This is a genomic window from Collinsella sp. AF19-1LB (assembly GCF_003459655.1).
Taxonomy (GTDB): Bacteria; Actinomycetota; Coriobacteriia; order Coriobacteriales; family Coriobacteriaceae; genus Collinsella.
The window spans coordinates 48,462-70,745 of the sequence record NZ_QRWO01000010.1; the positions used below are offsets into that span (position 1 = coordinate 48,462).

Annotated in this window: 21 protein-coding genes and 1 pseudogene; 10 read left to right on the forward strand and 12 right to left on the reverse strand. The window is 61.1% G+C overall.

Annotated elements, in window-relative coordinates:
* The first annotated feature begins 404 nt into the window (after nt 1–404).
* Together pyrE and DWX39_RS04240 are read left to right on the forward strand one after the other, a co-directional pair.
* A complete protein-coding gene (pyrE, locus tag DWX39_RS04235; protein WP_117736922.1) occupies nt 405–1,085 on the forward strand; it encodes an orotate phosphoribosyltransferase in 681 nt (226 codons plus the stop codon).
* A 377-nt stretch (nt 1,086–1,462) separates the two neighbouring features.
* Nucleotides 1,463–2,083: a helix-turn-helix domain-containing protein gene (locus tag DWX39_RS04240; protein ID WP_055250846.1), complete on the forward strand. Its 621-nt coding sequence runs from the start codon at nt 1,463–1,465 to the stop codon at nt 2,081–2,083.
* 143 nt (nt 2,084–2,226) lie between these two features.
* Here the strand turns inward: DWX39_RS04240 and DWX39_RS04245 are convergent, their stop codons facing one another.
* Both DWX39_RS04245 and DWX39_RS04250 read right to left on the reverse strand, forming a co-directional pair.
* Complete coding sequence (locus tag DWX39_RS04245) at nt 2,227–3,081, reverse strand: MurR/RpiR family transcriptional regulator (protein WP_117758609.1); 855 nt, start codon at nt 3,079–3,081, stop codon at nt 2,227–2,229.
* 42 nt (nt 3,082–3,123) lie between these two features.
* Nucleotides 3,124–5,691 carry a glycosyl hydrolase gene (locus tag DWX39_RS04250; RefSeq protein ID WP_117758610.1) on the reverse strand — a complete coding sequence of 856 codons (2,568 nt, stop codon included), beginning with the start codon at nt 5,689–5,691 and terminating at the stop codon, nt 3,124–3,126.
* A gap of 116 nt (nt 5,692–5,807) precedes the next feature.
* On the opposite strand from DWX39_RS04250, the gene DWX39_RS04255 reads away from it, so the two are divergent.
* From DWX39_RS04255 to DWX39_RS04270, 4 genes are all read left to right on the forward strand, one after another.
* A complete protein-coding gene (locus tag DWX39_RS04255; protein WP_117758611.1) occupies nt 5,808–6,815 on the forward strand; it encodes an AraC family transcriptional regulator in 1,008 nt (335 codons plus the stop codon).
* 185 nt (nt 6,816–7,000) lie between these two features.
* The gene (locus DWX39_RS04260; RefSeq protein WP_117758612.1) at nt 7,001–8,449 is read left to right on the forward strand and encodes a glycoside hydrolase family 1 protein; all 1,449 of its coding nucleotides are present in this window, start codon (nt 7,001–7,003) and stop codon (nt 8,447–8,449) included.
* 151 nt (nt 8,450–8,600) lie between these two features.
* Nucleotides 8,601–9,137, forward strand: a complete 537-nt coding sequence (locus DWX39_RS04265) for a PTS glucose transporter subunit IIA (protein ID WP_117758613.1) — start codon at nt 8,601–8,603, stop codon at nt 9,135–9,137.
* A gap of 237 nt (nt 9,138–9,374) precedes the next feature.
* On the forward strand, nt 9,375–9,932 hold the full coding sequence (locus DWX39_RS04270) for a hypothetical protein (RefSeq protein WP_035136614.1): 558 nt from the start codon (nt 9,375–9,377) through the stop codon (nt 9,930–9,932).
* A gap of 475 nt (nt 9,933–10,407) precedes the next feature.
* On the opposite strand, the gene DWX39_RS04275 is transcribed toward DWX39_RS04270, so the two are convergent.
* The 8 genes from DWX39_RS04275 to trxA all read right to left on the reverse strand — a co-directional run bounded on the left by DWX39_RS04275 (nt 10,408) and on the right by trxA (nt 17,670).
* A complete protein-coding gene (locus DWX39_RS04275) occupies nt 10,408–11,076 on the reverse strand; it encodes an HAD family hydrolase (protein ID WP_117758614.1) in 669 nt (222 codons plus the stop codon).
* A 105-nt stretch (nt 11,077–11,181) separates the two neighbouring features.
* A complete protein-coding gene (gene hypE / locus DWX39_RS04280) occupies nt 11,182–12,216 on the reverse strand; it encodes a hydrogenase expression/formation protein HypE (protein ID WP_117758615.1) in 1,035 nt (344 codons plus the stop codon).
* Between the two features lie 48 nt (nt 12,217–12,264).
* Nucleotides 12,265–13,377, reverse strand: a complete 1,113-nt coding sequence (hypD, locus tag DWX39_RS04285; RefSeq protein ID WP_233508873.1) for a hydrogenase formation protein HypD — start codon at nt 13,375–13,377, stop codon at nt 12,265–12,267.
* Nucleotides 13,377–13,637: a HypC/HybG/HupF family hydrogenase formation chaperone gene (locus DWX39_RS04290; protein WP_022094793.1), complete on the reverse strand. Its 261-nt coding sequence runs from the start codon at nt 13,635–13,637 to the stop codon at nt 13,377–13,379. Before DWX39_RS04290 ends, hypD begins: the two co-directional genes overlap by 1 nt.
* 131 nt (nt 13,638–13,768) lie before the next feature.
* On the reverse strand, nt 13,769–16,240 hold the full coding sequence (gene hypF / locus DWX39_RS04295; protein ID WP_117758616.1) for a carbamoyltransferase HypF: 2,472 nt from the start codon (nt 16,238–16,240) through the stop codon (nt 13,769–13,771).
* 115 nt (nt 16,241–16,355) lie between these two features.
* Entirely contained in the window at nt 16,356–16,868 is a 513-nt protein-coding gene (nikR, locus tag DWX39_RS04300; protein ID WP_199411443.1) for a nickel-responsive transcriptional regulator NikR, read from the reverse strand.
* Nucleotide 16,869: 1 nt separating this feature from the next.
* Entirely contained in the window at nt 16,870–17,118 is a 249-nt protein-coding gene (locus DWX39_RS04305) for a hypothetical protein (RefSeq protein ID WP_006235225.1), read from the reverse strand.
* A 231-nt stretch (nt 17,119–17,349) separates the two neighbouring features.
* Nucleotides 17,350–17,670: a thioredoxin gene (gene trxA, locus DWX39_RS04310; RefSeq protein ID WP_117758617.1), complete on the reverse strand. Its 321-nt coding sequence runs from the start codon at nt 17,668–17,670 to the stop codon at nt 17,350–17,352.
* A 136-nt stretch (nt 17,671–17,806) separates the two neighbouring features.
* Here trxA and DWX39_RS04315 point away from each other — a divergent pair, with 136 nt between their 5' ends.
* On the forward strand, nt 17,807–18,382 hold the full coding sequence (locus tag DWX39_RS04315) for a hypothetical protein (protein ID WP_117758618.1): 576 nt from the start codon (nt 17,807–17,809) through the stop codon (nt 18,380–18,382).
* Nucleotides 18,383–18,456: 74 nt separating this feature from the next.
* On the opposite strand, the gene DWX39_RS04320 is transcribed toward DWX39_RS04315, so the two are convergent.
* Nucleotides 18,457–18,879, reverse strand: coding sequence for a GHKL domain-containing protein (locus tag DWX39_RS04320; RefSeq protein WP_158561612.1), 423 nt, complete (start codon nt 18,877–18,879; stop codon nt 18,457–18,459).
* A 292-nt stretch (nt 18,880–19,171) separates the two neighbouring features.
* Between DWX39_RS04320 and DWX39_RS04325 the strand changes: the two genes are divergently transcribed.
* The 3 genes and pseudogenes from DWX39_RS04325 to DWX39_RS04330 all read left to right on the forward strand — a co-directional run bounded on the left by DWX39_RS04325 (nt 19,172) and on the right by DWX39_RS04330 (nt 21,457).
* The gene (locus DWX39_RS04325; protein WP_233508875.1) at nt 19,172–20,278 is read left to right on the forward strand and encodes a hypothetical protein; all 1,107 of its coding nucleotides are present in this window, start codon (nt 19,172–19,174) and stop codon (nt 20,276–20,278) included.
* An 82-nt stretch (nt 20,279–20,360) separates the two neighbouring features.
* Nucleotides 20,361–20,588: pseudogene (locus DWX39_RS11215) on the forward strand (transposase); the annotation flags it as partial.
* Nucleotides 20,489–21,457, forward strand: a complete 969-nt coding sequence (locus DWX39_RS04330; RefSeq protein ID WP_158561613.1) for an IS3 family transposase — start codon at nt 20,489–20,491, stop codon at nt 21,455–21,457. The pseudogene DWX39_RS11215 and the gene DWX39_RS04330, both read left to right, overlap by 100 nt.
* A 609-nt stretch (nt 21,458–22,066) precedes the next feature.
* Here the strand turns inward: DWX39_RS04330 and DWX39_RS11220 are convergent.
* Nucleotides 22,067–22,284: hypothetical protein (locus DWX39_RS11220; RefSeq protein ID WP_233512204.1), on the reverse strand; the 218-nt coding region annotated here is incomplete at its 5' end.

A 22,284-nucleotide genomic window follows, 5' to 3' on the forward strand; every position in this document is an offset into this window, starting at 1 on the left:
GTGTCGTATGTGCTTTAAAAACCTAGATGTCGCTCACGTCATGCTCTCGAACCGCCACAAAGGGGACAGGCACCTTTGTGGTGGTTTTGACGATCGGTTCGTGGCGCTTATGCGCGTGCGGAATCCTCGCGGCGTGCCGAGGGCGACATGCAGGTTTTTCGACTATGACTGCCTTCCATGGCACACCTCCTTAAGGCCGGGCGCGGCGCGCTTTGGGTATCTCGTACCCGTTTTAATCCGCCCGTATTTTTGATGAGGGGGTTTGCCGTGTCAACCCCTTTGTTTGGAAAACCATTGCCCCTGACAAAGCCTTTACAGAATGCTGAGGCCCCAAAGCGCGCCCGCACCGACGCCCTGCCTGCGCTAAACTGGAAGGCACGTACGCGATTACGAGAGGAGCCCGCATGGAGGCTTACAAGCAAGAGTTCATCAAGTTTATGGTTGAGTCCGACGTCCTTAAGTTCGGCAGCTTTACGCTCAAGAGCGGCCGTCAGTCCCCGTTCTTTATGAACGCCGGCGCTTACGTGACGGGCTATCAGCTCAAGAAGCTGGGCGAGTATTACGCCCAGGCCATCCACGATAACTTTGGCGACGACTTTGATGTCCTGTTTGGGCCGGCCTACAAGGGCATTCCCCTGGCCGTCGTGACCGCCATCGCCTACCACGAGCTGTACGGCAAGGAGGTCAAGTACTGCTGCGACCGCAAGGAGGCCAAGGACCACGGCGCCGACAAGGGCAACCTGCTGGGCTATGAGCCCCAGGACGGCGACCGTGTGATCATGGTCGAGGACGTCACCACCAGCGGCAAGTCCATCGACGAGACCTATCCCAAGGTCAAGGCTGCTGCCGATGTCGAGATCAAGGGCCTGATCGTGTCCCTCAACCGCATGGAGGTCGGCAAGGGCGGCGTGACCACCGCGCAGAAGGAGATCGAGGCCAAGTACGGTTTCCCCGTCGCGAGCATCGTCTCCATGGCCGAGGTCGTCGAGACCCTTTACAACCACGAGATCGACGGCAAGGTTGTCATCGACGACGAGCTCAAGACCGCCATCGACGCCTACTACGAGCAGTACGGCGTCAAGTAGGTTCCGCCGTTCTACCGAACGGCGGACCGGCCGACGCTGCGCGCTGCCCAGGACGACAATTTGTCATTCAAAAGGCAAGGCATGACCAAAAGGTCTATGCCTTGCCTTTTTCATGCCAACTTGTTCGTCCTGGACGTCGCTCGCTGTCGTTGCCAAAACATCGGGGCTCTCGCTGCCGTTGCCCAGTCATTGGGGACAGACATAAATGAGTGGTCATTGGGGACGTTCTTAAATGACTACTCAGGATGAGCGTCCAAAAATCCGCGCTCGTTCGATTGGCGCATGTCTACGCAGCGTAGGTTGTCGAGCCTGGCCTTCAAATGGATACTGACTGTCGAACCGGTTCACTCCATTTCTTCAATTTGATTGGACAGCCCATGAACCAGACACGGCAAACCAATGCTTCCCATACTTTTTTGGCAGCGCATGCCATCAAGCAGCTGCGCGAAGAGCGCGGCCTCACCCAGCGCGCCCTGGCGGAAAGCCTTGGCGTGACCGATAAAGCCGTCAGCAAATGGGAATCCGGCCGCGGCCTTCCCGACATTTCCCTCGTTGAGCCTTTGGCCCAGAGACTCGGCATAAGCGTGGCTGAGCTTTTGGCTGGTGACATTCGGGCCAACGCCAACCGTGCAGGCAATATGCTCAAAGGCGTCTTTTACGTTTGCCCTATCTGCGGAAACGTTGTGCACGCGCTCGGAGAAGGCAGCTTTAGCTGCTGTGGCTCCACGATGTTTCCCCAGGAGGCCGAAGAGCCGGACGCGGACCACGCCTTTTCCATCGAGCGCATCGAGGACGATTGGTACGTCACGCTCGATCATCCCATGACCAAGGATCACTACATTAGCTTTGTGGCATATGCGACTATGGATGGCATCTGCTTTAAGAAGCTCTATCCAGAGCAATCGGTGCAGCCGCGCTTCCATATTACCGGGCGCGGCAGGATATATCTTTACTGCAACCAACACGGACTCTTTACGTCGCTGACGCCTCGCAAATAACGGCTTTCTATCCGCCCTCCTCATGCGTTCCCAGGGGACCCAAAATGAGCGTGGATAATCTCCCGGTTTTGGCCTGTGCGCGGGCTCAAAGTGGGAGATTATCCACGCTCGTTAGGTTAGTGTCCGATGATCCACGCTCGTCGCTACTTGAGCCCGGGCAGGCGGGTGTAGGGAAACGACCGCTCTAAGAACTCAGAGCAGCGGGCGTAATCTTTGGCAAAGTAGCTGCTGTAGAGTGAATCGAGCACGTATTGCACGGCGATGTGGCTGGCGAACTGTGTGATGCGATGCGTCATGCTCTCGTGATCGCTCACCGTGAGATAGGCGGCAAAGCCGGGGTGAATGCGGGCGCAGTGCGGTGTGCCGATGACGATGACCGGGACATGTCGACTGCTGAGGATTGGCAAGATCTCCCTGAGGTTGGGGGCAAGGCCGCTGTAGGAGATAACGATTGCCACATGGTCGGGGCCCGAGGCGAGCGCCGTACGCACCTGCGCCTCGACACTGTCGTGGCACGTTGCGCTTTTGCCGGCGGAAAGCAGGCGATCGCGGAACATTCCCGCTGGATACAGATTATGCGAGCCCGTGTAGATGTCCACGGTGCCGGCGCGCACGATAAGCTTGGCGGCCTGGTCGAGCTGTGTGGGGTCGAGCAGCTCCTGCGTTTCGGCCAAAGTGGTCTGATAGAGCCCCTCCATACGCTCCATCACCTGCGCAGGAGTGGAGGTGGCATCGAAGGGAAAGTTGATGTCCACGTCGCGCCGGTTACCCGTCTCGGCTGCCTGACGGATGAGCTCGACCTTGAGGTCTTTGAATCCCTCGAGGCCGAGCTTTTTGCAAAAACGGTGCACGCTCGCAACGGAAACGTTGGTGCGCGCGGCAAATTCCTTAATAGAGAGCCCGCGGACGTCTTCGCCCATGGCAAGGGCCGAGATGCCGAGCTGTTGCTCGGTAGGGGTAAGGCCCTGTGCCTCGGAAATCGTGCGTTTGATATCCATGCGAACTCCCACACTCAACAAGCCTGCCAAAAAGGGACAGGTTTATTTTGGCAGGTTTTGCCCGCAAAGGGTAACGGGACCGAGGATGCCGCTCGGGGCGATGGGTTCGGTGAGGGCGAAGATGTCGGGAATCGCATGATCGAGCGTGTTGATGACGTCGACGGTGAGTTCGTGCGTGCCGGCGGCAAGCGGGTCGATGGCAAAGCGATAGGGCGGACAGATGCGTGTGCCGAGTGGGTGTCCATCGAGCGTAAGTGTCGCGACTTCGTAGACATCTCCCAGGTCGATTGCGGCATCGGCAAGGTCGTTCGCCAGCTCGAACAATGTGCGATAGCGGAACGTCCCGCATGCATCGGGGAATCGCTCGGCAGTGAGATCGCATAAGTGCTCGAGTTCCTGCGGGGCGCCAAAGGTTCCGCTGTCGGCAGGGGAGAGGGCGACGGTCCAAGGTCCGTTGATGTCGAGGGCGAGCGCATCGCTCGAGCCCATGTCCGCGCCGTCCCCGGACTCCAGCTCGCCGTCCGTCTCCAAGGCAACGAAGCAGCTCTCGAAGGGTGCGAGCTCAAGCGTTCCGTCAAACGCAACGGGATCGGTGCCATTCAACAGGTCGAGGCGCGTGCCGCAAAGTCGCTCGCCTTGCGCGAGTTTAACTGTGCAGTCGACGCACTCGCGCGGGTGCTCGTTGACCAGCATGACGTAGGTCTCGTCGGCGTGCTCGTAGCGAAGCGCGCGCAGCCAGGGCTGGGGCGTGTCGGTGACAACCGTCTGCAGCCCAACGCTCGCCAGCACGCCCGCCATATCGGCAAGCGGAGTCGCTGCAAGTTCACCCAGTTCAACCACGCCATCGGCGTCGTAAAGCGCGCTCGACACCTCGTCGACAGCGAGGACCATAACGCCCGCCGCCATCATGCGCCTTATGGCCCGCGTCGTCGCCGAGCCAATAAATGAAGCTCCTGGCATAACAAACGCCTGGTAACGACAATCGTTTACGGCAAGCATTCCATCAGCAACTGAAACCTCGTAACGGTCCTCATCCTCAAAAGCCTCGGCGGGCACAAAATCAAAGTCGATCTGCGCGCGCGTGAGCTCGGCAGCCACGCGCTCGATAGGCATGGCGCTGCCGGCCCACTCGGCATCGGCGTGGTACAGGATGGCGACGGGACGCGCGGCGCTGCCTCCCGAAAGCAGCGTTGCCGTACGGTTCATATAGCTCATGAGCTGGCCAAAGTGCGGCCATTGCGGATTGTTGCCGTGTGCGTAAAAGTGCGGCGGGCAGTCCCAATCGGGGAAGGGCGCCATGCTAAATGCGTGCGGCGTAAACCAGTTAATACCGCGGACGAGCATGTGGTCGGCGATCCATTTCATCTCGCGAAGGCCCTCGTGCCAGCCGAAGGCGCCAAAGACCTCGGCCATACAGCTCCCCTGCTTTTTTGGGTCGAGACGCGCGGCCGAAGAGCCCAGCTTGGCAAGCGCGTAGGTAAAGAACTCCATGTTCCACGCGCCGTGGAAGTAGCTGTAGCGCCCGTGGTCGATGCCGGGGGCAAGCTGGTTGATGACAACGTCGATGCCCGCCATATCTTGTCCGGCGACCGCGCGGAAGTAGTGCCCGGCGCCCTGGCCCAGGCGCGTGTGGCAGCTTTTGTCCTCAATCACATGTCCGATGTGCATGACGCCGCGCTCGCGGCACCAGTCGCCAATCTGCTCGTCAAAGCATGCGCGGTAGAGTTGCGTGGCAATGTCCATGTAGGCGTGACGGGCTCGGGCACCATCTGCCTCGCGTGTCCAAAGGCCGTGTAGCTTGGTGAGCCAGTCCTCGCCAAGTGCATTGCACAGGCGGCTGGCAAGCTCGTCCGACCAGGGCAGTGACATATCGCCGCGTCCAATAAAGCTGCTGGTAGAAGCATCGTCGAGAGCCGTGCCCTTCTCGTTCATAAAGCCCGGCTCATCGGTAAAGAACCCCAGTATGGTGCAGCCGAACTCGTCGCCCAGGTGCTCAAACGTGGGCTCGTAGACGGCATCGATGAGCACACGGCACGAATCGGCGTCGACCATGTTGATGTACTCATCGCGAAAGCCGGTCTTTTGGCTGGTGACGAAGAGCTCGACGGTGGTGATGCCGGCGGGCGCGTCAAAACGCAGGCGAGCGGGGGTGCCGTCGGCCTGCTCAACGGAGAGCTCAAGGTCGAGCGGTGCGCCGGCGGCGTCGAAAGTCGCCGCGCCCACAAAGCGCTCCGTGTGATCCATAAGATTGCCGAGCTTGATGACCGTGGACGGCTGGGGACCGACGACCGTAACCGTGCGATGTTTGAGCACGGTCTTCTTAAGCGCGGGGTCGACGTTCTCGCCCGCAAGCGCGCCGTTGGCGTAGCCCGTGGGGAAATGGGCGTCGTCGAGCAGCCAGATCTTCAACCCTAAGCGCTTGCACTCGCCGATGATAAAACGCAGGTCAGCCCACCAGCCGTTGCGACAAAACTCGGGATGCGTGCGCGATTCGAGGCAGACCTCGCGGATGTTCGCACCGGCGATCTGCTCCAGGTATTCGGTAATCGTCTCGTGCGCCTCGCCCTTGAGCCACAAGAACGGAAGCACATGGTTGTCGTATGCCGCCATATCCACTCCTCTAAAACCAACCTTTTAAATCGATTGAAGTCAGAGTACGCCGAGCGCGCCGTCCTGCTAATATCAAAACCACAGCAGAATATGACCGAATCAACGATTGTGATGCCATGGATCTTGCACGTTTAGACAGCCTTCTGCTCGAGCTGACCGACAGCGAGCGTGCTTACCACGCGGGCGCCCGCTATGACTGGAATGATGCGTTCAGCTGGGGTCATCAACAGAATATCAGTGAAAAACATATCCATAAAATCGGTGACCCGACGCGAGCCTTGCACCAAGAAGGCATGCCTGAGGGCCTATCAATCGTGCGCAACTCGCGCTTCAACCCTGTACCGGAGCATGTGCACGATTATGTCGAAATCAGCTATGTTTATCGCGGGCATGCGCCGCAGACCGTCAACGGCGAACAGCTTATGCTTGCCCAAAACGAGGTGCTCTTACTCGACGCCGCCTGTCCACATGCCGTAGGCGAGCTCGGCGAGCATGACATTATGCTGAGCATCGTCATCTCGCGGCCGATGTTGCACCGCAGCCTAGAGCAGAGCCTGTCGCCGTCAAGCACCGTCTCGCAGTTCCTCATTAATGCCCTCAATGACGAAACCGACCACCGCGGTCATGTGCATTTCCGCACGGGCAACAGCCGCCGCGTGCGCCGATATATGCAGGAGATGCTGTGCGAGCTTCTGGAGCCGACGGCTGCGAGTCCCCAGATCGTGTCGAAGCTGTTTGAGTTGCTGTTGATTGAGCTGATGCAAAGCTATGAGGCCGCACTGCTGCAAGCGGGCAAACCTACACTTCCCTCGGCGCAGGTCGCGGCCGCCGTGGGCTACATCGAGCGCCATGCCTGCGATTGTACGCTCGAGGACGTAGCTCGCCACCTCCATCTGAGTCCCAACTACGCAAGCGCGCTGCTCAAACGGCAGACGGGACGCACGTTTATGCAGCTCGTGCAGGAGAGTCGCCTAACACGCGCGGCAACACTGCTCGACGCCGGCTCCACTGCGGAAGCCGCGGCGCGCGAGGTCGGCTACGCCAACATGAGCTTCTTCTACAAAAAGTTTGCCGAGCGCTATGGCTGCACGCCGGCAGCGTATCGCCAGCGTTTGCCCAGATAAAACCGACCAAAATAAACCTGTCCCTTTTGGCAGTCCCTTTTTGGCAGGTATCAGGAAGTGTCAAGGGCGGGGTGGCGGCGGGGTGCCGCTGCGAAAAGAAGTGTCGGGTTTGGCGCGCCCGCTTCTGCCCGCCCCGTGCGCAGGCGATACTCAGCTTATCGACCCACGATGTAAAGGAGATGCTCATGGCAAACATCAAGTTCCCCGAGGGTTTCTATTGGGGCGGCGCCACGGCCGCCAATCAGTTTGAGGGTGCTTGGAACGTGGACGGCCGCGGTCCTTCGGTCGACGACCATTTCTTGGGCGGCAGCTACAAGGAGCCGCGTCAGATCACGATCGACATCGACCCCGACCGCTTCTACCCCAATCATGACGGTATCGACTTCTACCATCACTACGAGGAGGATATCGCGCTGTTCGCCGAGATGGGCTTCAACATGTTCCGCATGTCCATCTCTTGGAGCCGCATCTTCCCCAACGGCGACGATGCCGAGCCCAACGAGGCCGGCCTCGCCTTCTACGACCGCGTCTTCGACTGCCTGCGCGCTCACAATATCGAGCCGCTCGTGACCCTGTCGCACTACGAGATGCCCTATCACCTGGTCGAGAAGTACAACGGCTGGGCGAGCCGCGAGCTCATCGGCTTCTTTGAGAAGTATTGCCAGACCGTCTTCGACCGCTATCAGGACAAGGTCAAGTTCTGGCTCACTTTCAACGAGATCAACTGCGGTACCCAGGACATGGGCAACCTCTTTGGGACCAGCATGATCCAGGGCTTTGAGGGCCCGGCTTCGGCGGTCCACACCACGCCGCAGGCCCGTATGCAGGCCCTGCATCACCAGTTCGTGGCCAGCGGCCGTGTTGTACGCTATGCCCACGAGCACTACCCGCAGTTTAAGATGGGCAACATGGATTGCTTCATCCTTTCCTATGCCGCCACATGCGATCCGGCCGACGTGTTCGCCACGCAGCAGGAGATGAATACCATGAACTGGTACTGCTCCGACGTGCAGGTGCGCGGCAAGTATCCGTTCTACGCCAAGCGCTTTTGGACCGAGAATGACGTTGAGCTCGTGATGGAGGACGGCGACCTGCAGGATATCGCCGACGGCAAGGTCGATTTCTACACCTTTAGCTACTACATGTCCGGCACCGTGGGCACCCACAAGGATCACGAGATGACCGAGGGCAACATGACCTTTGGCGGCAAGAATCCCTATCTGGAGTCCACCGACTGGGGCTGGCAGATCGATCCGCTGGGTCTGCGCATCGCCCTCAACGAGATTTACGCCCGCTACGAGATTCCGCTGATGGTGGTCGAGAACGGCATGGGCGCTTACGATGAGGTCGAGGAGGACGGCTCCATCCACGACCCGTACCGCATCGCCTATCTGCAGAGCCACATCAAGGCCATGGGCGAGGCCATCGCCGACGGCGTTGACCTGATTGCCTACACCTGCTGGGGTCCCATCGACCTGGTTTCCGCCGGCACTGGTGAGATGCGCAAGCGCTACGGCTTCATCCACGTCGATAAGTACGACGACGGCACCGGTACCTACGAGCGCCGCCGCAAGGACAGCTTCTTCGCATATCAGAAGATCATCAAGTCCAACGGTACCGAGGGTCTGGATTAATCGACAATATGAGTGCCGCTGGGGAAAAGGTTTTGGGAAGGGCTTGGAAGGGCTTGCGATTCGAACCCTCACCTTAGCAATTTGATCATTTGGCACTATAATCACCATAGGCATGCGCAAAACGTTGCGCTTAATCAAGAGGAGAAAACGTATGGGTCTGTTTGACATGTTCAAGAAGAAGGCTGAGCCCGCGGCAGCTGCTGCTCCGGCCTCCATCTCTGCTTCTGCCGGCGCCGACGTGCTGTGCTCGCCCGTCAAGGGCAAGGTCATCAAGATGGCCGACGTGCCCGATCCCGTCTTTGGTGGCGAGGTTCTGGGCAAGGGCTGCGCCGTGTGGCCCGAGGACGACCTGGTCTACGCTCCCTGCGACGGCAAGGTGACCGTCACCATGGGTCACGCCGTGGGCCTGCAGTCCGATAGCGGCATCGAGGTTCTGGTGCACGTTGGCGTCGATACCGTCAACATGAACGGTGACGGCTTCGAGGGCTTCGTCAAGGCCGACGACGTCGTGAAGGCCGGTCAGCCCTTGCTCAAGATCGACCGCGCCAAGATCGCTGCCGCCGGTTACAAGGACTGCGTCGTCGTGGCCGTGTCCAATACCGCCGAGTTTGCCGACGTCGAGCTCGCCGTCGAGGCCGAGTCTGCCGTTGCCGCCGGCGATGCCATCGTCAAGGTCGTCCGCAAGTAAGCTGCGGCATCCAAAGGGTGTGCAAGGGTGGTCGGGTTATCCGGCCGCCCTTTTTTATTACAATGCGGCGGAACGTTTTATTGCGCGTTGGGCGGACCGGTAAACCGTTCGGACGTTAAATCGAGCCGACTGCGCCTTCGCGTTGCCGAGGGCGTTCATAAGTGGATAGTATGGGCTTACTTATTACAACGTGCGCCGCGTCCGGGAAGCGCGGTGCCGCTCATTGGGAGGAACAACATGAAAAAGAAGCTGCTGCTTGCGCCCCTCATGGCCGTCTTGGTTGCATGCGTGGTCGTGCTTTCCGGCTGTGGAGGTCCTTCGGTTGAGGAGCTCATCACCGAGGATCTTACGACGCAGTTTGACGAGGTCAAAAACGGTGGCGACGACTTCCTCTCTGGTCTGGAGGAGGCTTCGGGCGACGAGTTCGAGCAGCTGGGTATCGATCCCAAGGAGTATGCCAAGACCTATCTCGAGGGCTTTGACTACAAGATCGGCGACGTGACGGTCGACGAGGACAAGGGTGTCGCGACCGCCGAGGTCTCCATCACCTGCAAGTCCATGAACAAGATCGTCGAGGACTTCTCCACCCAGTATCAGGAGAAGGTCGCTGCGCTTGACACGGTTCCTTCCGATGACGAGCTGTACAAGATGGCCGGTCAGGTTATGGTCGATGTGACCAAGGCCACCGAGCCCAGGAAGACCACGGTTATCTTCAAGTACACCTGCAACGACGACGGCGAGTGGTCTGCCGACGACTCCGTCAACTCCGAGATGATGGATGCAATGCTGAGCTAGTTCGTTGCGGCGTTTTACCAAACGCCGCAACTGCTCGACGCTGCGCGGGCACCAGAGCGACAACTTGTCATTCAAAGAGGACGGCATGACCAGAAGGTCTATGCCGTCCTCTTTTCATGCCAATTTGTTCGCTCTGGTGCCCGCTCGCTGTCCGCCCTCTACCTGCGGCGTTGCCATGGTAGTCATTGGGGCGGCACTTGGGGACGTTCCTTTTCTGCCGGCAGTTGGGGACGCTCCTTGCGCCAGCGTTGCATCGAATGCTCGGGAAAATACGAGCCGGTATTTGGCCGAATAGCGGGTCGCGGTTTCCGGATGGGTTGGGTTGCGGAAAGTGCGACCCGGAATATTGCTCTGAAACGGGATGCCGATTCCCCGACAAGGCTCAACCGGAAAGCGCATCCCATTCTGAGGCGGCAAAACGGGATGCGCTTTCCGCGCGACAGAATCTATGCAGCCGTGTTGAGCGACAGCCCCGCTACTCGCCCAGAATCAGCGCCGCGAGCTCGTCCTGGGTGTCCACCACGTAGTCGGCGCCGGCGGCCTCCAGCTCTGCGCGGCCGCGGAAGCCCCAGGTGACACCGGCGCTCTTGAGGCCGGCATTGTGACCGGTCAGGATATCGACATTGGAATCGCCTACATAGAGTGTGGTTGCCGGATCGGCGCCTAGCTCTTTCATCACATGCAGCGTAACAGGCGCCTCGGGCTTGGGGGGAAACGCATCGACACGGCCCTGTACCAGCGCAAAGCGCTCGGAACCAAAATACTTCTCAATAAGCGGAGCCGCCGAGACGTGGTCCTTGTTGGTGAGCACGGCAAGCTGAACGCCCGCGGCGCGTAGGCGGTCGAGCATCTCGATCGTGCCGGCATAGGGGGCGGTGTGGTCCTCCTTGTGCTCGCCGTAGTAAGCCCTAAACTCGGCAAGCGTCTGCTCAAACATGCGACCGTCACCCGCATATTCGGCAGGCATAAAACGCTCAACCAGCTTGAGCATGCCGTTTCCCACCTTGTAGCGGTACTCGTCTACGGCAAACGTGGGCCAGCCGTGCATCTCGCAGGTATGGTTGCCGGCGGCCGCCAGGTCCTCGAGCGTGTTGAGAATGGTGCCGTCCAGGTCAAAGATCACATGGGAAAAAGCTGCTGCCATGGGTGCTCCTGCCGCTTGAGTTGTAAAACGCACCCCATGATACTGGGCATGCGTGCCGGGCATGTTTGGAATCTGAATATCTTTAATAGCCCTGAGCCTTTGTCGTTAGCAAATTCTCGGCAGCTGCTCTCCTACGAGCATGTCGAGGATGCGGGTCGAACCCCAGCCGGTGCGCACGCGCACGGCGGGACGGGCGCCCTCGGCAAGTGGCAGCACGCGACCGATGATGGCGGCGTTCTCGCCGTAGCGGGCGGCGCGCATGGCGGCCAGTGCGGCATCGGCCTGCTCGGCCGGCACCACGGCGACCATCTTGCCCTCGTTTGCCACCTGCAGCACATCGTAGCCGAGCATCTCGCAGGCTGCCTGCACGTCGGGGCGCACGGGTACATCGTCCTCGTCGATTTCCATGGCAACACCGCTGGCCTGCGCAAACTCGTTGAGCGTCGAGGCCAGGCCACCGCGCGTGGGGTCGCGGAAGCAGCGTGTGTCGGGTGCTGCGGCAAGCACATCGGCAATCAGGTGGTTGAGCGGCGCGGCGTCGCTTTCGATGGTGCTCGAAAACGCCAGACCCTCGCGCTGACTCATGATGGCGATACCGTGGTCGCCGAGTGTACCCGATACCAGAATGACATCGCCAGGCTGGCAGTTGGCGCCGCTGAGCGCCACGCCCTCGGGCACCTCGCCCACCCCGGCGGTATTGATGTAGACGCTGTCGGCCCCGCCGCGCTCGACCACCTTGGTGTCGCCGGTGATGATGCGCACATCGGCCTCGCGTGCGGTCTCGGCCATCGTCTGCACAATCTGGTGGAGCTTGTCCATGGGGTAGCCCTCTTCGAGGATAAAACCGCACGATAGGTAGCGCACGTTGGCGCCCGAGGTCGCGACGTCGTTGACGGTTCCGCACACGGCGAGGCGGCCGATGTTGCCACCGGGGAAGAACTGCGGCGAGACCACAAAGCTGTCGGTCGACATGGCGATGCGCCCGCTCGCGGGCAGCGCGGCGACGCCGGCATCGTTGCCCGCAAGCAGCTCGGGCGAGCCAAAGGCATCCAAAAAGACTTCGTCGATGATGCGCTTCATCATCTGCCCGCCGGAGCCGTGGCCCAACAGGACGGTGCTATCGGTGATGCTATGGGACATATCCAAAACTCCAATCGTGGGTGGTGCCAGTATGTGGGTGTGTCCGGGCTAGTCGCGGTAGCGGTAGTACGCCGCGCAGCTGCCCTCGGAGCTCACCATGCACGGGCCGACGGGGTGCTCGGGCGTGCAGGTGCGGCCAAAGAGCGGGCAGCTGCTCGGCGTAATGGCCCCGCGCAGTACGTCGCCGCAGCGGCATCCGCGCGGCTCGACCGTCGCCTCAACGGGCACGTCAAAGCGAACGCGGGCATCAAAGCGCGAGAACTCGGGACGGATGGAAAGGCCCGAGTTGGCAATCGGCCCCAATCCGCGCCATGTGGTATCGCATGGCTCAAATACCTGCTCGACCAGCTGGCGCGCCACGGGGTTGCCGTTCGCATTGACACCGCGGCGGTAGGCGTTGTCGATCGCCGGCCTGCTCTCGACAACCATCTGGACCAGCATGCAGATGCCCTGCAGGATATCGACCGGCTCAAATCCCGTGACCACGCCCGGGGTATTGAACTCGTCGACCAAAAAGCTAAAGGGCGCCAGGCCCGTGATGGTGGCGACGTGCCCCGGCAGGATAAAGCCGTCGATAGTGGTCTCGGGATCGTTGGCGATGGCGCGCAGCGCCGGCGGCGTGGTCTTGTGGGCGCAATAGACCGAAAAGTTCAAAAGTCCGCGCGCGTCTGCCTCCAAAATGGCGCCGGCGATGGTGGGCGTTGTGGTCTCAAAACCCACGCCCATAAAGATGACCGGGCGGTCGGGGTTGTGTTCGGCGATATCGAGTGCATCGAGCGGGGAGTACACAATGCGAATATCGCGCCCCGCCGCCTTTTGCGCGGCGAGCGAGGTAGACGACCCGGGCACGCGCATCATGTCGCCAAAGGTGGTGATGATGGCGCCGTCCATCTTGGCGAGCGCGATTGCATGGTCGATATCGCGGTTGGCGGTAACACAGACGGGGCAACCCGGACCGCTCAGCAGTTTGAGCCCGGCAGGCATAATGGAGCGAAAGCCATAGCGACCGATGCTCACGGTGTGCGTGCCGCAGACTTCCATAAGGTTGATGGCGCGGTCGCCGACAAGCTCATGAATACGATCGATGAGCTCGCGAGCCAGCTTGGGGTCGCGAAATGCCGAAAAGTCGATACCGGAGCGCGCCGGCTGTCCGGCCGCCACTAGTATGCCTCGGCCGGATTGCTGGCCAGTTGGTCTTCTTCGGCCAGTTCGGTCATGGCATTAACGAGCTCGAGCGTTTCTTGCGCTTCCTGCTCGTCGACGATCTGGATGCCAAAGCCGGCGTGTACGAGAATATAGTCGCCTACCTGTGCCGTCGGCACGAGGCGCAGCGAAACGGGGCGCTCGATGCCCATCATGTCGACGGTCGCCTTAAGGTCGTCGTCGCGTTTGACCACTTTACCGGGAACGGCAAGGCACATAATGTTCCCCTTTTATACGTTTTGCGCTGGATAGGCGCCTAATTACCCATCAGTTGATGGTAGCGCTCGCGGGAGTCACGAGCAAACGCGTTACACCTGTGAGACGGTGGCGCGCAGGCTGGCAAAACAGCCTATCGCGATGCTGTCTGCGCGAGGTGAGCGCGAGCGATGGCGGCCTGACCGTAGGCGATGCAGCCGTCGTTGACGGGCACGGAGCGGGGGACCAAGACGGCAAGACTGGCGTCTTTGAGTTCGTGGGTAAGGAGCCGAAGCAAAAGTCGGTTCATGAACACGCCGCCCGAGAGCACGACGGTGTCGAGGTCTTCACGGACGCAGATCTCGCTTGCGATGCGGGCCGACGCGCGTGCGATGGTGACATGGAAGTCGAGCGCGAGCTTGCCGGCGGGCACGCCGGTCCTGATTCCCTCCAAAAGCGCCTCAAAAAGCGGCCTGGAGTTCAGAACATGGCAGTCGTCCGGACGGGATGATTCGGTTACGGAAAAGCTGGCCATATTGCCGGTGGGGCAGGCACTTTCACTGCTGAACGCGCGCCAGGCGGCGGCTTCGAGTTCTATGGCGGGTTCGCCCTCGTAGGTTGCCTTGTCGCAGATGCCCAGAATTGCTGCCGCGGCATCAAAGAGACGCCCCATGCTGCTGGTACGCGGGGCGTTGATACCGCGCTCGATCATGGTGGCTGTCACGCTGCGCGTTTGCTCGTCGAGGTTGTCCAAAAGCCGAGCGGTGCCTGGGTGCTCGAGTAGGCCAAGTTCGCTGAGCAAGGCGAAGGCGTTGCGGCGGGCGTCACGCACGGAGGCCGCTCCGCCGGGGAGCGCCCAGGTGCGCAAATGCGCGGCGCGCTCAAAGCTGCCAAGGCTGGCGACAAGAAACTCGCCGCCCCAAATGGTCCCATCGGTGCCGGCGCCGGTGCCGTCAAAGGCGATGCCAAGGACACGCGCGTCGGTTGTAAGCTGGCCCGCGGCGATGGCCTCGGCCATCACGCTCGCGATGTGCGCATGATGATGTTGAACTTCAACAAGCGGCATACCCTGTTTCTGCGCCTGTTCGCGCGCCCACTGGCTCGACAGATAGCTGGGATGCATGTCGCATGCTAAGGCGGCGGGCGCCAAGTCAAAGAGGTTTTCCAAGCGCGTGCGCGCGGCGTTCCAGGCATCGAAGGTCCCGCCGTTTTCAACATCGCCGATATGCTGCGAGACAAAACAGGTTGCCTCGCCGTTCGTCCCTTCACGCGTGAGCGCAATCGTGGCCTTTTGTTGTGGCCCGCAAGCGAGCACGCAGGACGGAGCGCCGTCGAGCGCCGGCAACGGCAGCGGCTGGGGTGCATATCCGCGAGCGCGGCGAACGGGCATAACGATGCCGTCGACCACGCGTACCACGGAGTCGTCGTAGCGCGAGAGGATCGCGCGGTCGTTACCGAGCAACGCGTCGGCAATGCCGGCGGCAACGAGGTGTTTCCAGGCAAGATCGTCGTCGGTTTCTATGGGTTCTTCGCTCAGGTTTCCGCTGGTCATGACGAGCGCGTGCATACCGCAGGCTTCTGCCGCGGCAAGCAACAGATGTTGAAGCGGCGTATAGGGGAGCATGATGCCGAGCTCGGGCAAGTCATGCACGACAGATGGCGCGAGGGCGAGGAAGTCGGGGGAACCGCCGTTGCCCTCGCCAACAGTGCGCCGGCGCAGCAGCACGATGGGGCGGATACTGCCGGCGAGCAGATCGCGTTCAGCATCGTCGATATGACACAGGCGCTCGGTATCAGCAAGGCTGCGCACCATAACGGCAAGTGGTTTGTTGCTGCGGCGTTTGCGACGGCGCAGCTCGGCCACCGCCTGCTCGTTGGCAGCGTCACAGGATAGATGGAATCCGCCCAGGCCCTTGATGGCGACGATGCCACCGTCGGCCAGCAGCTCAACGCAGCGCTCGATGATAGCGTCGCTGGCCTCGCGTGTGGTACCGACGGCCGGTGTCGCGGACGAATTCCCGTACGCATCGCCGTTCACAGCCTCGCGCCACGTAATATGCGGCCCGCAATCAAAGCAGGCATCGGGTTGCGCGTGAAAGCGACGGTCGAGTGGATTGGCATACTCTGCGGCACACTCGGGGCACATGGGAAAACGATCCATCGACGTGGCCGCTCGGTCATAAGGCAGCGAGCGGATGATGGTAAAGCGCGGCCCGCAGTTGGTGCAGTTGATAAAAGGGTAGTGATAGCGCCGATCGGCGGGGTCGAACAGCTCGCGCAGGCAATCGTCACAGGTGGCGATATCGGGCGAGACAAGTGTGGTGTGCGCGGTTTGATCCTGCGACGCCACAATGCGAAAGTCCTGCTCATCGGCAGCGCTCCAGCCGCCAGGCTCCAAATCCGCAACATCGACTCGCTCAACGCGAGCCGCCGCAGGCGCATGCTCAGAAAGCGCGGCAACAAAAGCATCGAGCGCATCGGCCGGAGCATGCGCTTCGATATGCACGCCGTCGCCCGCATTGAGCACCCAGCCGTAAATGTCATGCGCCATAGCCTCGCGATACACAAATGGCCGCATGCCAACGCCCTGCACAATGCCCGTCACATGAATATGCACATGCCGCATGCGACACTCCTCATCAAAACCGACCAAAATAGACAGGTTTATTTTGGTAGGTAAAACGCTAAACCTGCCAAAACAAACCTGTCCCTTTTTGGCAGGTGCGCTGCGGGAAATCCCGCTACAGCCCCAGGCTCTGCCTGGTGGCGGCACACGTGAGCTCGCCGTGCTTAACGCCGCGCAGGCCCAGCAGGCGATCGGCTAGTTCGTAGATGCGCTCGCCGCGACCCTTGAGTGCCAGGATCTCCAGACAGTTGTGGTGATCCAGATGCACGTGCATGGTCGATACGATCTCGTCGGTGTAGTCGTGCTGCACTTCGTCCAGACGGCGCGTCAGGTCGCCGGTATGGTGGTCGTAGATCATGGTGAGCGACCCGATAACATGCTCGTCGGGCGTGCGCATCTGCTCCTTGGCGATCGAGGCGCGAATCAGGTCGCGCACGGCCTCGGAGCGGTTGGCCACGTCGCCGCGGCGCGCGATCTGTTCGTCAAAACGGCGCAGCAGGTCATCCGGTGCGGTAACCGAAAAACGGACCAGCTCGGAGCCGGAGCCACTACAGTGGCAGCCCGCGTCACCGTCCGCCCCGTGCGGATGCTCGTGCTCGTACCCGCAGCCGTGCTCGTGTTCGGCCACCTTACACCAGCTTCACGGAGCCGACGGAGTTGTGGTCGGCCTCGATGGCTTCCTCGTAGCCCTCGAGCGCGTCATGCGCCTCGTGCAACGCGGCCATGGCGGCCTCGAGCTTGGCGCCGATGCGCTCCATGTCAAAATTCTCGGTCGCATGCAGCAACTGATGGCTCCATTCGTGAGCGAGCTCGATGGTGTCGTCGACCTGTTTGACGCTCATGGCAAGCTGGCTCATGTTCATTCCAACATCATGCATGGGAAATCTCCTTTTGTATGGGGCAGTTCAGTGGTTCAGATTTTACTACGCCCGCTTTGCGCGCAGCTGCATAAGAAAACGGGTGCGAGTCTGTGCGACCCGCACCCGTTCACTGGGGGCTGTTTGTGACTACCATACTATCCGTGGTTGCACTCGGTGCATTCAGAAGTCCGGCGAGCGGCGTAAAAGCGCTCATGGACGGCAGACAGACGGCAACATGTAACAAGCGTATTACAGATGTTTCTCCAGCAGCGCCTGCAGCCTCGCCTTGGGCAGAGCGCCAACCGAGCGGTCAATCTCCTCGCCGTTCTTAAACACAATCAGCGTGGGGATGCTCATGACGCCATACTTCATGGCCAGGTCCTGGTTGTCGTCGACGTTGCATTTGGCAACGGCAAGCTTGCCCGCCAGTTCATCGGCAACCTCGTCAACGATGGGCGAGAGGGATCGACAGGGCCCGCACCACGGTGCCCAAAAATCGACCAGCACGGGCAGGCTGTCGCTAACGACGGAATCGAAGTTCTCGGGGGTAATCTGCTTAATGTCAGCCATGGTGACCTCCATAATGTGACGCGGCTTGGCCGCGTAAAACTCAGTACGACCGTGCTTATACCCAGCCGCCCGCAAAGCAACCACTCGCAGGCGGCTCTTTTATATAATGGTGGGCACGCAAACGATTGGAGAGCGCATGTCCACGTCACAAAGCCAGAAAAAAGAAGCCATCGCCCAGGCGGCCGAGCAGGAGCTCACATCGCTTGCGGTCCGTGGCGTGCGTATCGCGGGCAACGCGTGCTCGCCGATCGTGCTGGTCAAAGGCGATTTGGACGAGGCCGAGCGTTCGGGTGGCGAGCTTGCCGCTGGCCCGGATGGCGCGGCGTTGCGCAAGGCGCTTGGGGCCATCGGCTACGCGCCCGAGGATTTTTGCGTGCTGGCAAGCGTCGCCGGCGCAGGTGACGGAGCGGTCGCTGTGGGCGAGACGCTGCCGTGCGAGCTGTTCCGTGAGGCGCTTGAGGCTTTGGACCCCGAGGCGGTGCTACTGCTCGACAACAACGCGGCTGACGCCATGCGCGAGACCTACGCCGATATGCTCGTGGCGATCGATGACTTCGACACCGCCATGCTCAAGCCCGGCTTGGTCGCCCATGTGCAGGGTCGCCGTGTGCTCGCGCTCGACGGTTTTGAGGCGGCACTCACCGACAAGGCCGCTAAGCAGCGCATGTGGGCCTACATCAAGCAGCTGACTCCGGCGGCCGCTCCGCTGTAGCGAGCCCGCGTCGACAAACGACCCCGAGCGGGCGAGCCGTACCCGCGGAACGCAAATCCGTCGCGCCCGCGCCCTTACATCACAGCGCGCAGCTCAAACCGATCGCCGTTAATGCGGAACTGGCAGTTGCCGTTCATGCGCTCCACGGCGAGTTTAATGCTCTTGGTGCCAAAGCCGTGACCGGCGTGCTGAGCCACGGGCGTGCCGTCGACCATGTGCGGCGCCCGTCCAAATGTGTTGGAAACCAGCAATAGAAGCTGACCGTCTTCGTAGCGAAGGTCCAGGTCGACAAACCGCTTGCCTTCGGGGGCGGTGCTCGCCGCGGCGATGGCATTGTCCAGGGCGTTCGATACCACACTGAACAGATCGGCATCGCCCACGTGGACGGTTTCGGGCACGGCGGCTCGCAGGTCGGCGGTGATGCCGTGCGCGTTGATGTCCGCGGAAAGCGACGAGAGCGCAATGTTGACCGTTTCGTTGGCGCAGTAGCGGCGCACAGCGGTGCGGTCGTTGGTCTCGCAAAGCGCGTCGATACGCTCGAGCGCCTCATCGGTGTGACCCTCTTCGATCAGGGCCGCAAGACCGCGCAGGTAGTGGCGTATGTCGTATCACATTGAGACCAAGTCAAGAAGAATCGCTTCGGTCGAATCGCGTCTTTTGGGTGAGTTCTCAACGTCCGCTGCCGCTGGTTTCCACCGTATGCCGAAAACACCCGGACGATGCCGTGCAGATCGCTTCGCTCTGCTATAGTCTCCCAAATTCACGTTTTCTATTGGGATGGTGGTTAATATGGGCGACATACTCGAATCGTTCCTGCGCGTGGCGATGGTGGTGTTCATCGTCGGTCCGCTCACTGCATGGGTCGCCCGTCGCGGCGCGCGCGAGCGCAGTGAGGCGACGGACAGCCTCGATCGCTTCACGGTGCGCATGCCCGCTGCCATTCGCACGATCATCGCCTGCTGCGCCGTCGCGTTCGAACTGCTCATGCTGGGTGTCTACGTCTGGCAGGGCGTCTCGTTGGGCGAGTGGGACCACGAACTTGTGTGGTTCGGTCACGCCATGGCGCTCGCGGGCATGGCCATCTGGGCCCTGCTGAGCATCCCGCGCATCGACGTGGACGGTGAGCGAATTCTCTCGCGTAACGCCTTCGGCATCCGCAAGGAGACGACGTTTGGCAACATCACCCGTGCAACGCTTCACACGCAGATGATGATGATCGACCTGTTCGAGGGCGACCGGAAGTTCTGCTCGATAAGCCTCGAGGGGGTGTGCTCGCTCAACCTCCTCGCCCGTCTGGAGGAAGAGGGCATCGAGGTCTCGGACGCTGTTGACGGCCCGATGACCAAGGCGGGTCTGTGTTGGTCTGCCATCAAGCCGTTGACGATTGTTTTCAACGGTATGGCGCTCGTCTTCTCGCTCGTGATCGCCTTCATGGCTGTTTTCACCGACGCCGGTGCTCGTCTGCTCCTGCTCGTCCCATGCCTCTTCCTGTTCATAGGGGGACTCCTGCCTCTGCTCATGCTCAGCATGCCCGCCCGTGGTATCTACGAGATCGGCAGACAGGAGCGCGAACTCGGTTTCTCCTTCGCCGAGGAGATGGCGAGCCGAGGTGCCACGGGCACCTCGCTTGTCGACGACGATTGGTTCATCGAGATCAGCAACGCCCGCGTCGTGGCGTTCCGCCGCGATTATCTCAAGAAGGTCACGGCGCACGAGGATAGCGAGAGCGGCGACCGTTGCACGGTGACCACGAAAGGCGGTCGCAAAATCAAGGTGTACGCAGCGGGCAGCACGCTCGAGGACCTGCGCTCGTGGTTCAAACAGGGTGCCAAGGCCAGAAGCACGCTCGACCGTGCAGAGGACGTGCTCGAGACGACGTCTGATTGGGTTGTCTGACCTGTATCGTCTTTTCGGACACGCATGCTAGAGGCCCAATCCTTTAGAATGCATTCATCGACGACCGAGAGGACGGTATGCTATGTCCAACCCAGCCGCCAAGTACACCGACGAGTTCAGGCGCGAGACCGCCGACTACATCATCTCGACGGGCAGGCCGATAACGGAATGCTGCGCAGAACTGGGCCTGAATTCCAAGACCGTGAACAAGTGGGTGCAGAGCCGCCGGCGCGAGCTTGCCGGCGGGCCCGACCCCAAGGCCGAGGACCGCGAGCTTCGCGAGGCGAAAAGGCGCATACGCGAGCTCGAGATGGAGAATGCCTTCTTGAAAAAAGCCGCGGCCTTCTTCGCCAAAAGCCAGGCGTAGCCGCATGCTACCGGATGATGTTGGCGGAGAAGGCCGAATTCCCGGTGAAAATGATGGCCCGCGTGCTCGGCGTGAGCCGATCGGGCTTCTACTCGTGGCTCTCCAACGGCTGCCCGCGAGAAGACTGGTCGGCCGAGCGCGAGGCGGTCCGGCGCGTGTGGCTGGAGTCGGACCGCAGGTTCGGCTTCCGGTTCGTGAAATGCTTCCTGCCCGGCGAGTTCTCCGGATTGACCCTGTACAGGGTGCGCAAGCTGATGCGCGAGCTGGGAATACGCGGCTGCACGCCCAACGCCAGGAAGCGCACCACCATCCCCGACCCGAAGGCCAGGCCCCGGCCCGACCTGGTGCGCCGCGACTTCACCAGTCCCGTTCCAACCTGCAAGCTCGTGGGCGACATCACCTACCTGCGCACCGGCGAGGGATGGCTGTACCTGTCGACGGTCATCGACCTCAACACCCGCATGGTGGTGGGCTGGTCGCTCTCCGAGCGCATGACCGCCGACATCGTGGTTTCGGCGCTGGCGTCGGCCAAATCGCGCGGCTACGTGGCCGGCAACGCGATATTCCACGCCGACCGCGGCGCCCAGTACACCAGCAGGCTTCTGGCCGAATGGGCGCGCGACAACGACGTGCGGCTGTCCTGCAGCCGCGCCGGCAACTGCCACGACAACGCGGTGGCCGAGTTCATCGAGGCGTACTACAACCGCCGAAGGCCCCGCTCGACGATCGGCTACAAGGTGCCGGCCGAGGCCATGGCGGCCTTCTTCGAGAGAACCGAGCCCAAGCTCGAGGCCATGCCTATGGCCGCTTGATTTCTCGAGCATGCGTGTCCGAAATCTTGACACAGGTCAGAAGGCCTCGATGCCAGCGCTGCGCCGATATGGGGCAGCGGCCCCCCGTTGGCCGCCATGGCCCTGACTTCCGAGCGTATGCTGGCGCCGCTCGTCTTAAGACGTTGACCTCCATCCGGAGCCTGCGGTTCTCGCGCTCGGGCTCCAGGATCCGGTTCTACTCGGGCGTGCGGTTGTCGGCGGCGCGCGGCGAGCCGGTCTCGTTTATCGACTTGACCCGCCTCTCCACGGTGCTCTTGTCGAGGTCGCACTCGTCCATGGCCTCGCGCCTGGGCTTTCCGGCGTTGTGGAGATCGACTATCTTCCTCTTGAACTCGTCGGTGAAATGCCTCGGTCTGGGGCCGGTCGAGGCCGAGCCCCCGGTCCGGCTGGGGTAGCATGTCGCTGCGGACCATTGTCTTTCCTCTCGTTGAATATCTAGGCGCTGACGATTCTAGGCGATGGCCCTCTCTTGCTTCTTACACCTCGATTGTGCTCGCTACCCCCAGCGGGCCCGGATCGAGCGATTCGGGCCCGCTTTTGGGGCCTGCCGGAAACCCGGTGGTCAAAAAGGGCCAAATATGAGTACTGTTACCAGTTTGGTGGCAGCCAAATGGCCTCAAAAATCGGTGCCAGAGGCCAAAAGTGCATCGATTTTCGTTCTTCAGAGTCGCGATCGGGCTCCAAACAAGGCGATTTTGCTGCTCTGGACCGGAAAATCGATGCTACTAATTTGGTGACAGTACTCATATTTGGCCCTTTTTGACCACTGCCCGGTGGCGCGCGCAGACGTGGTGTAAGAGCGTCCC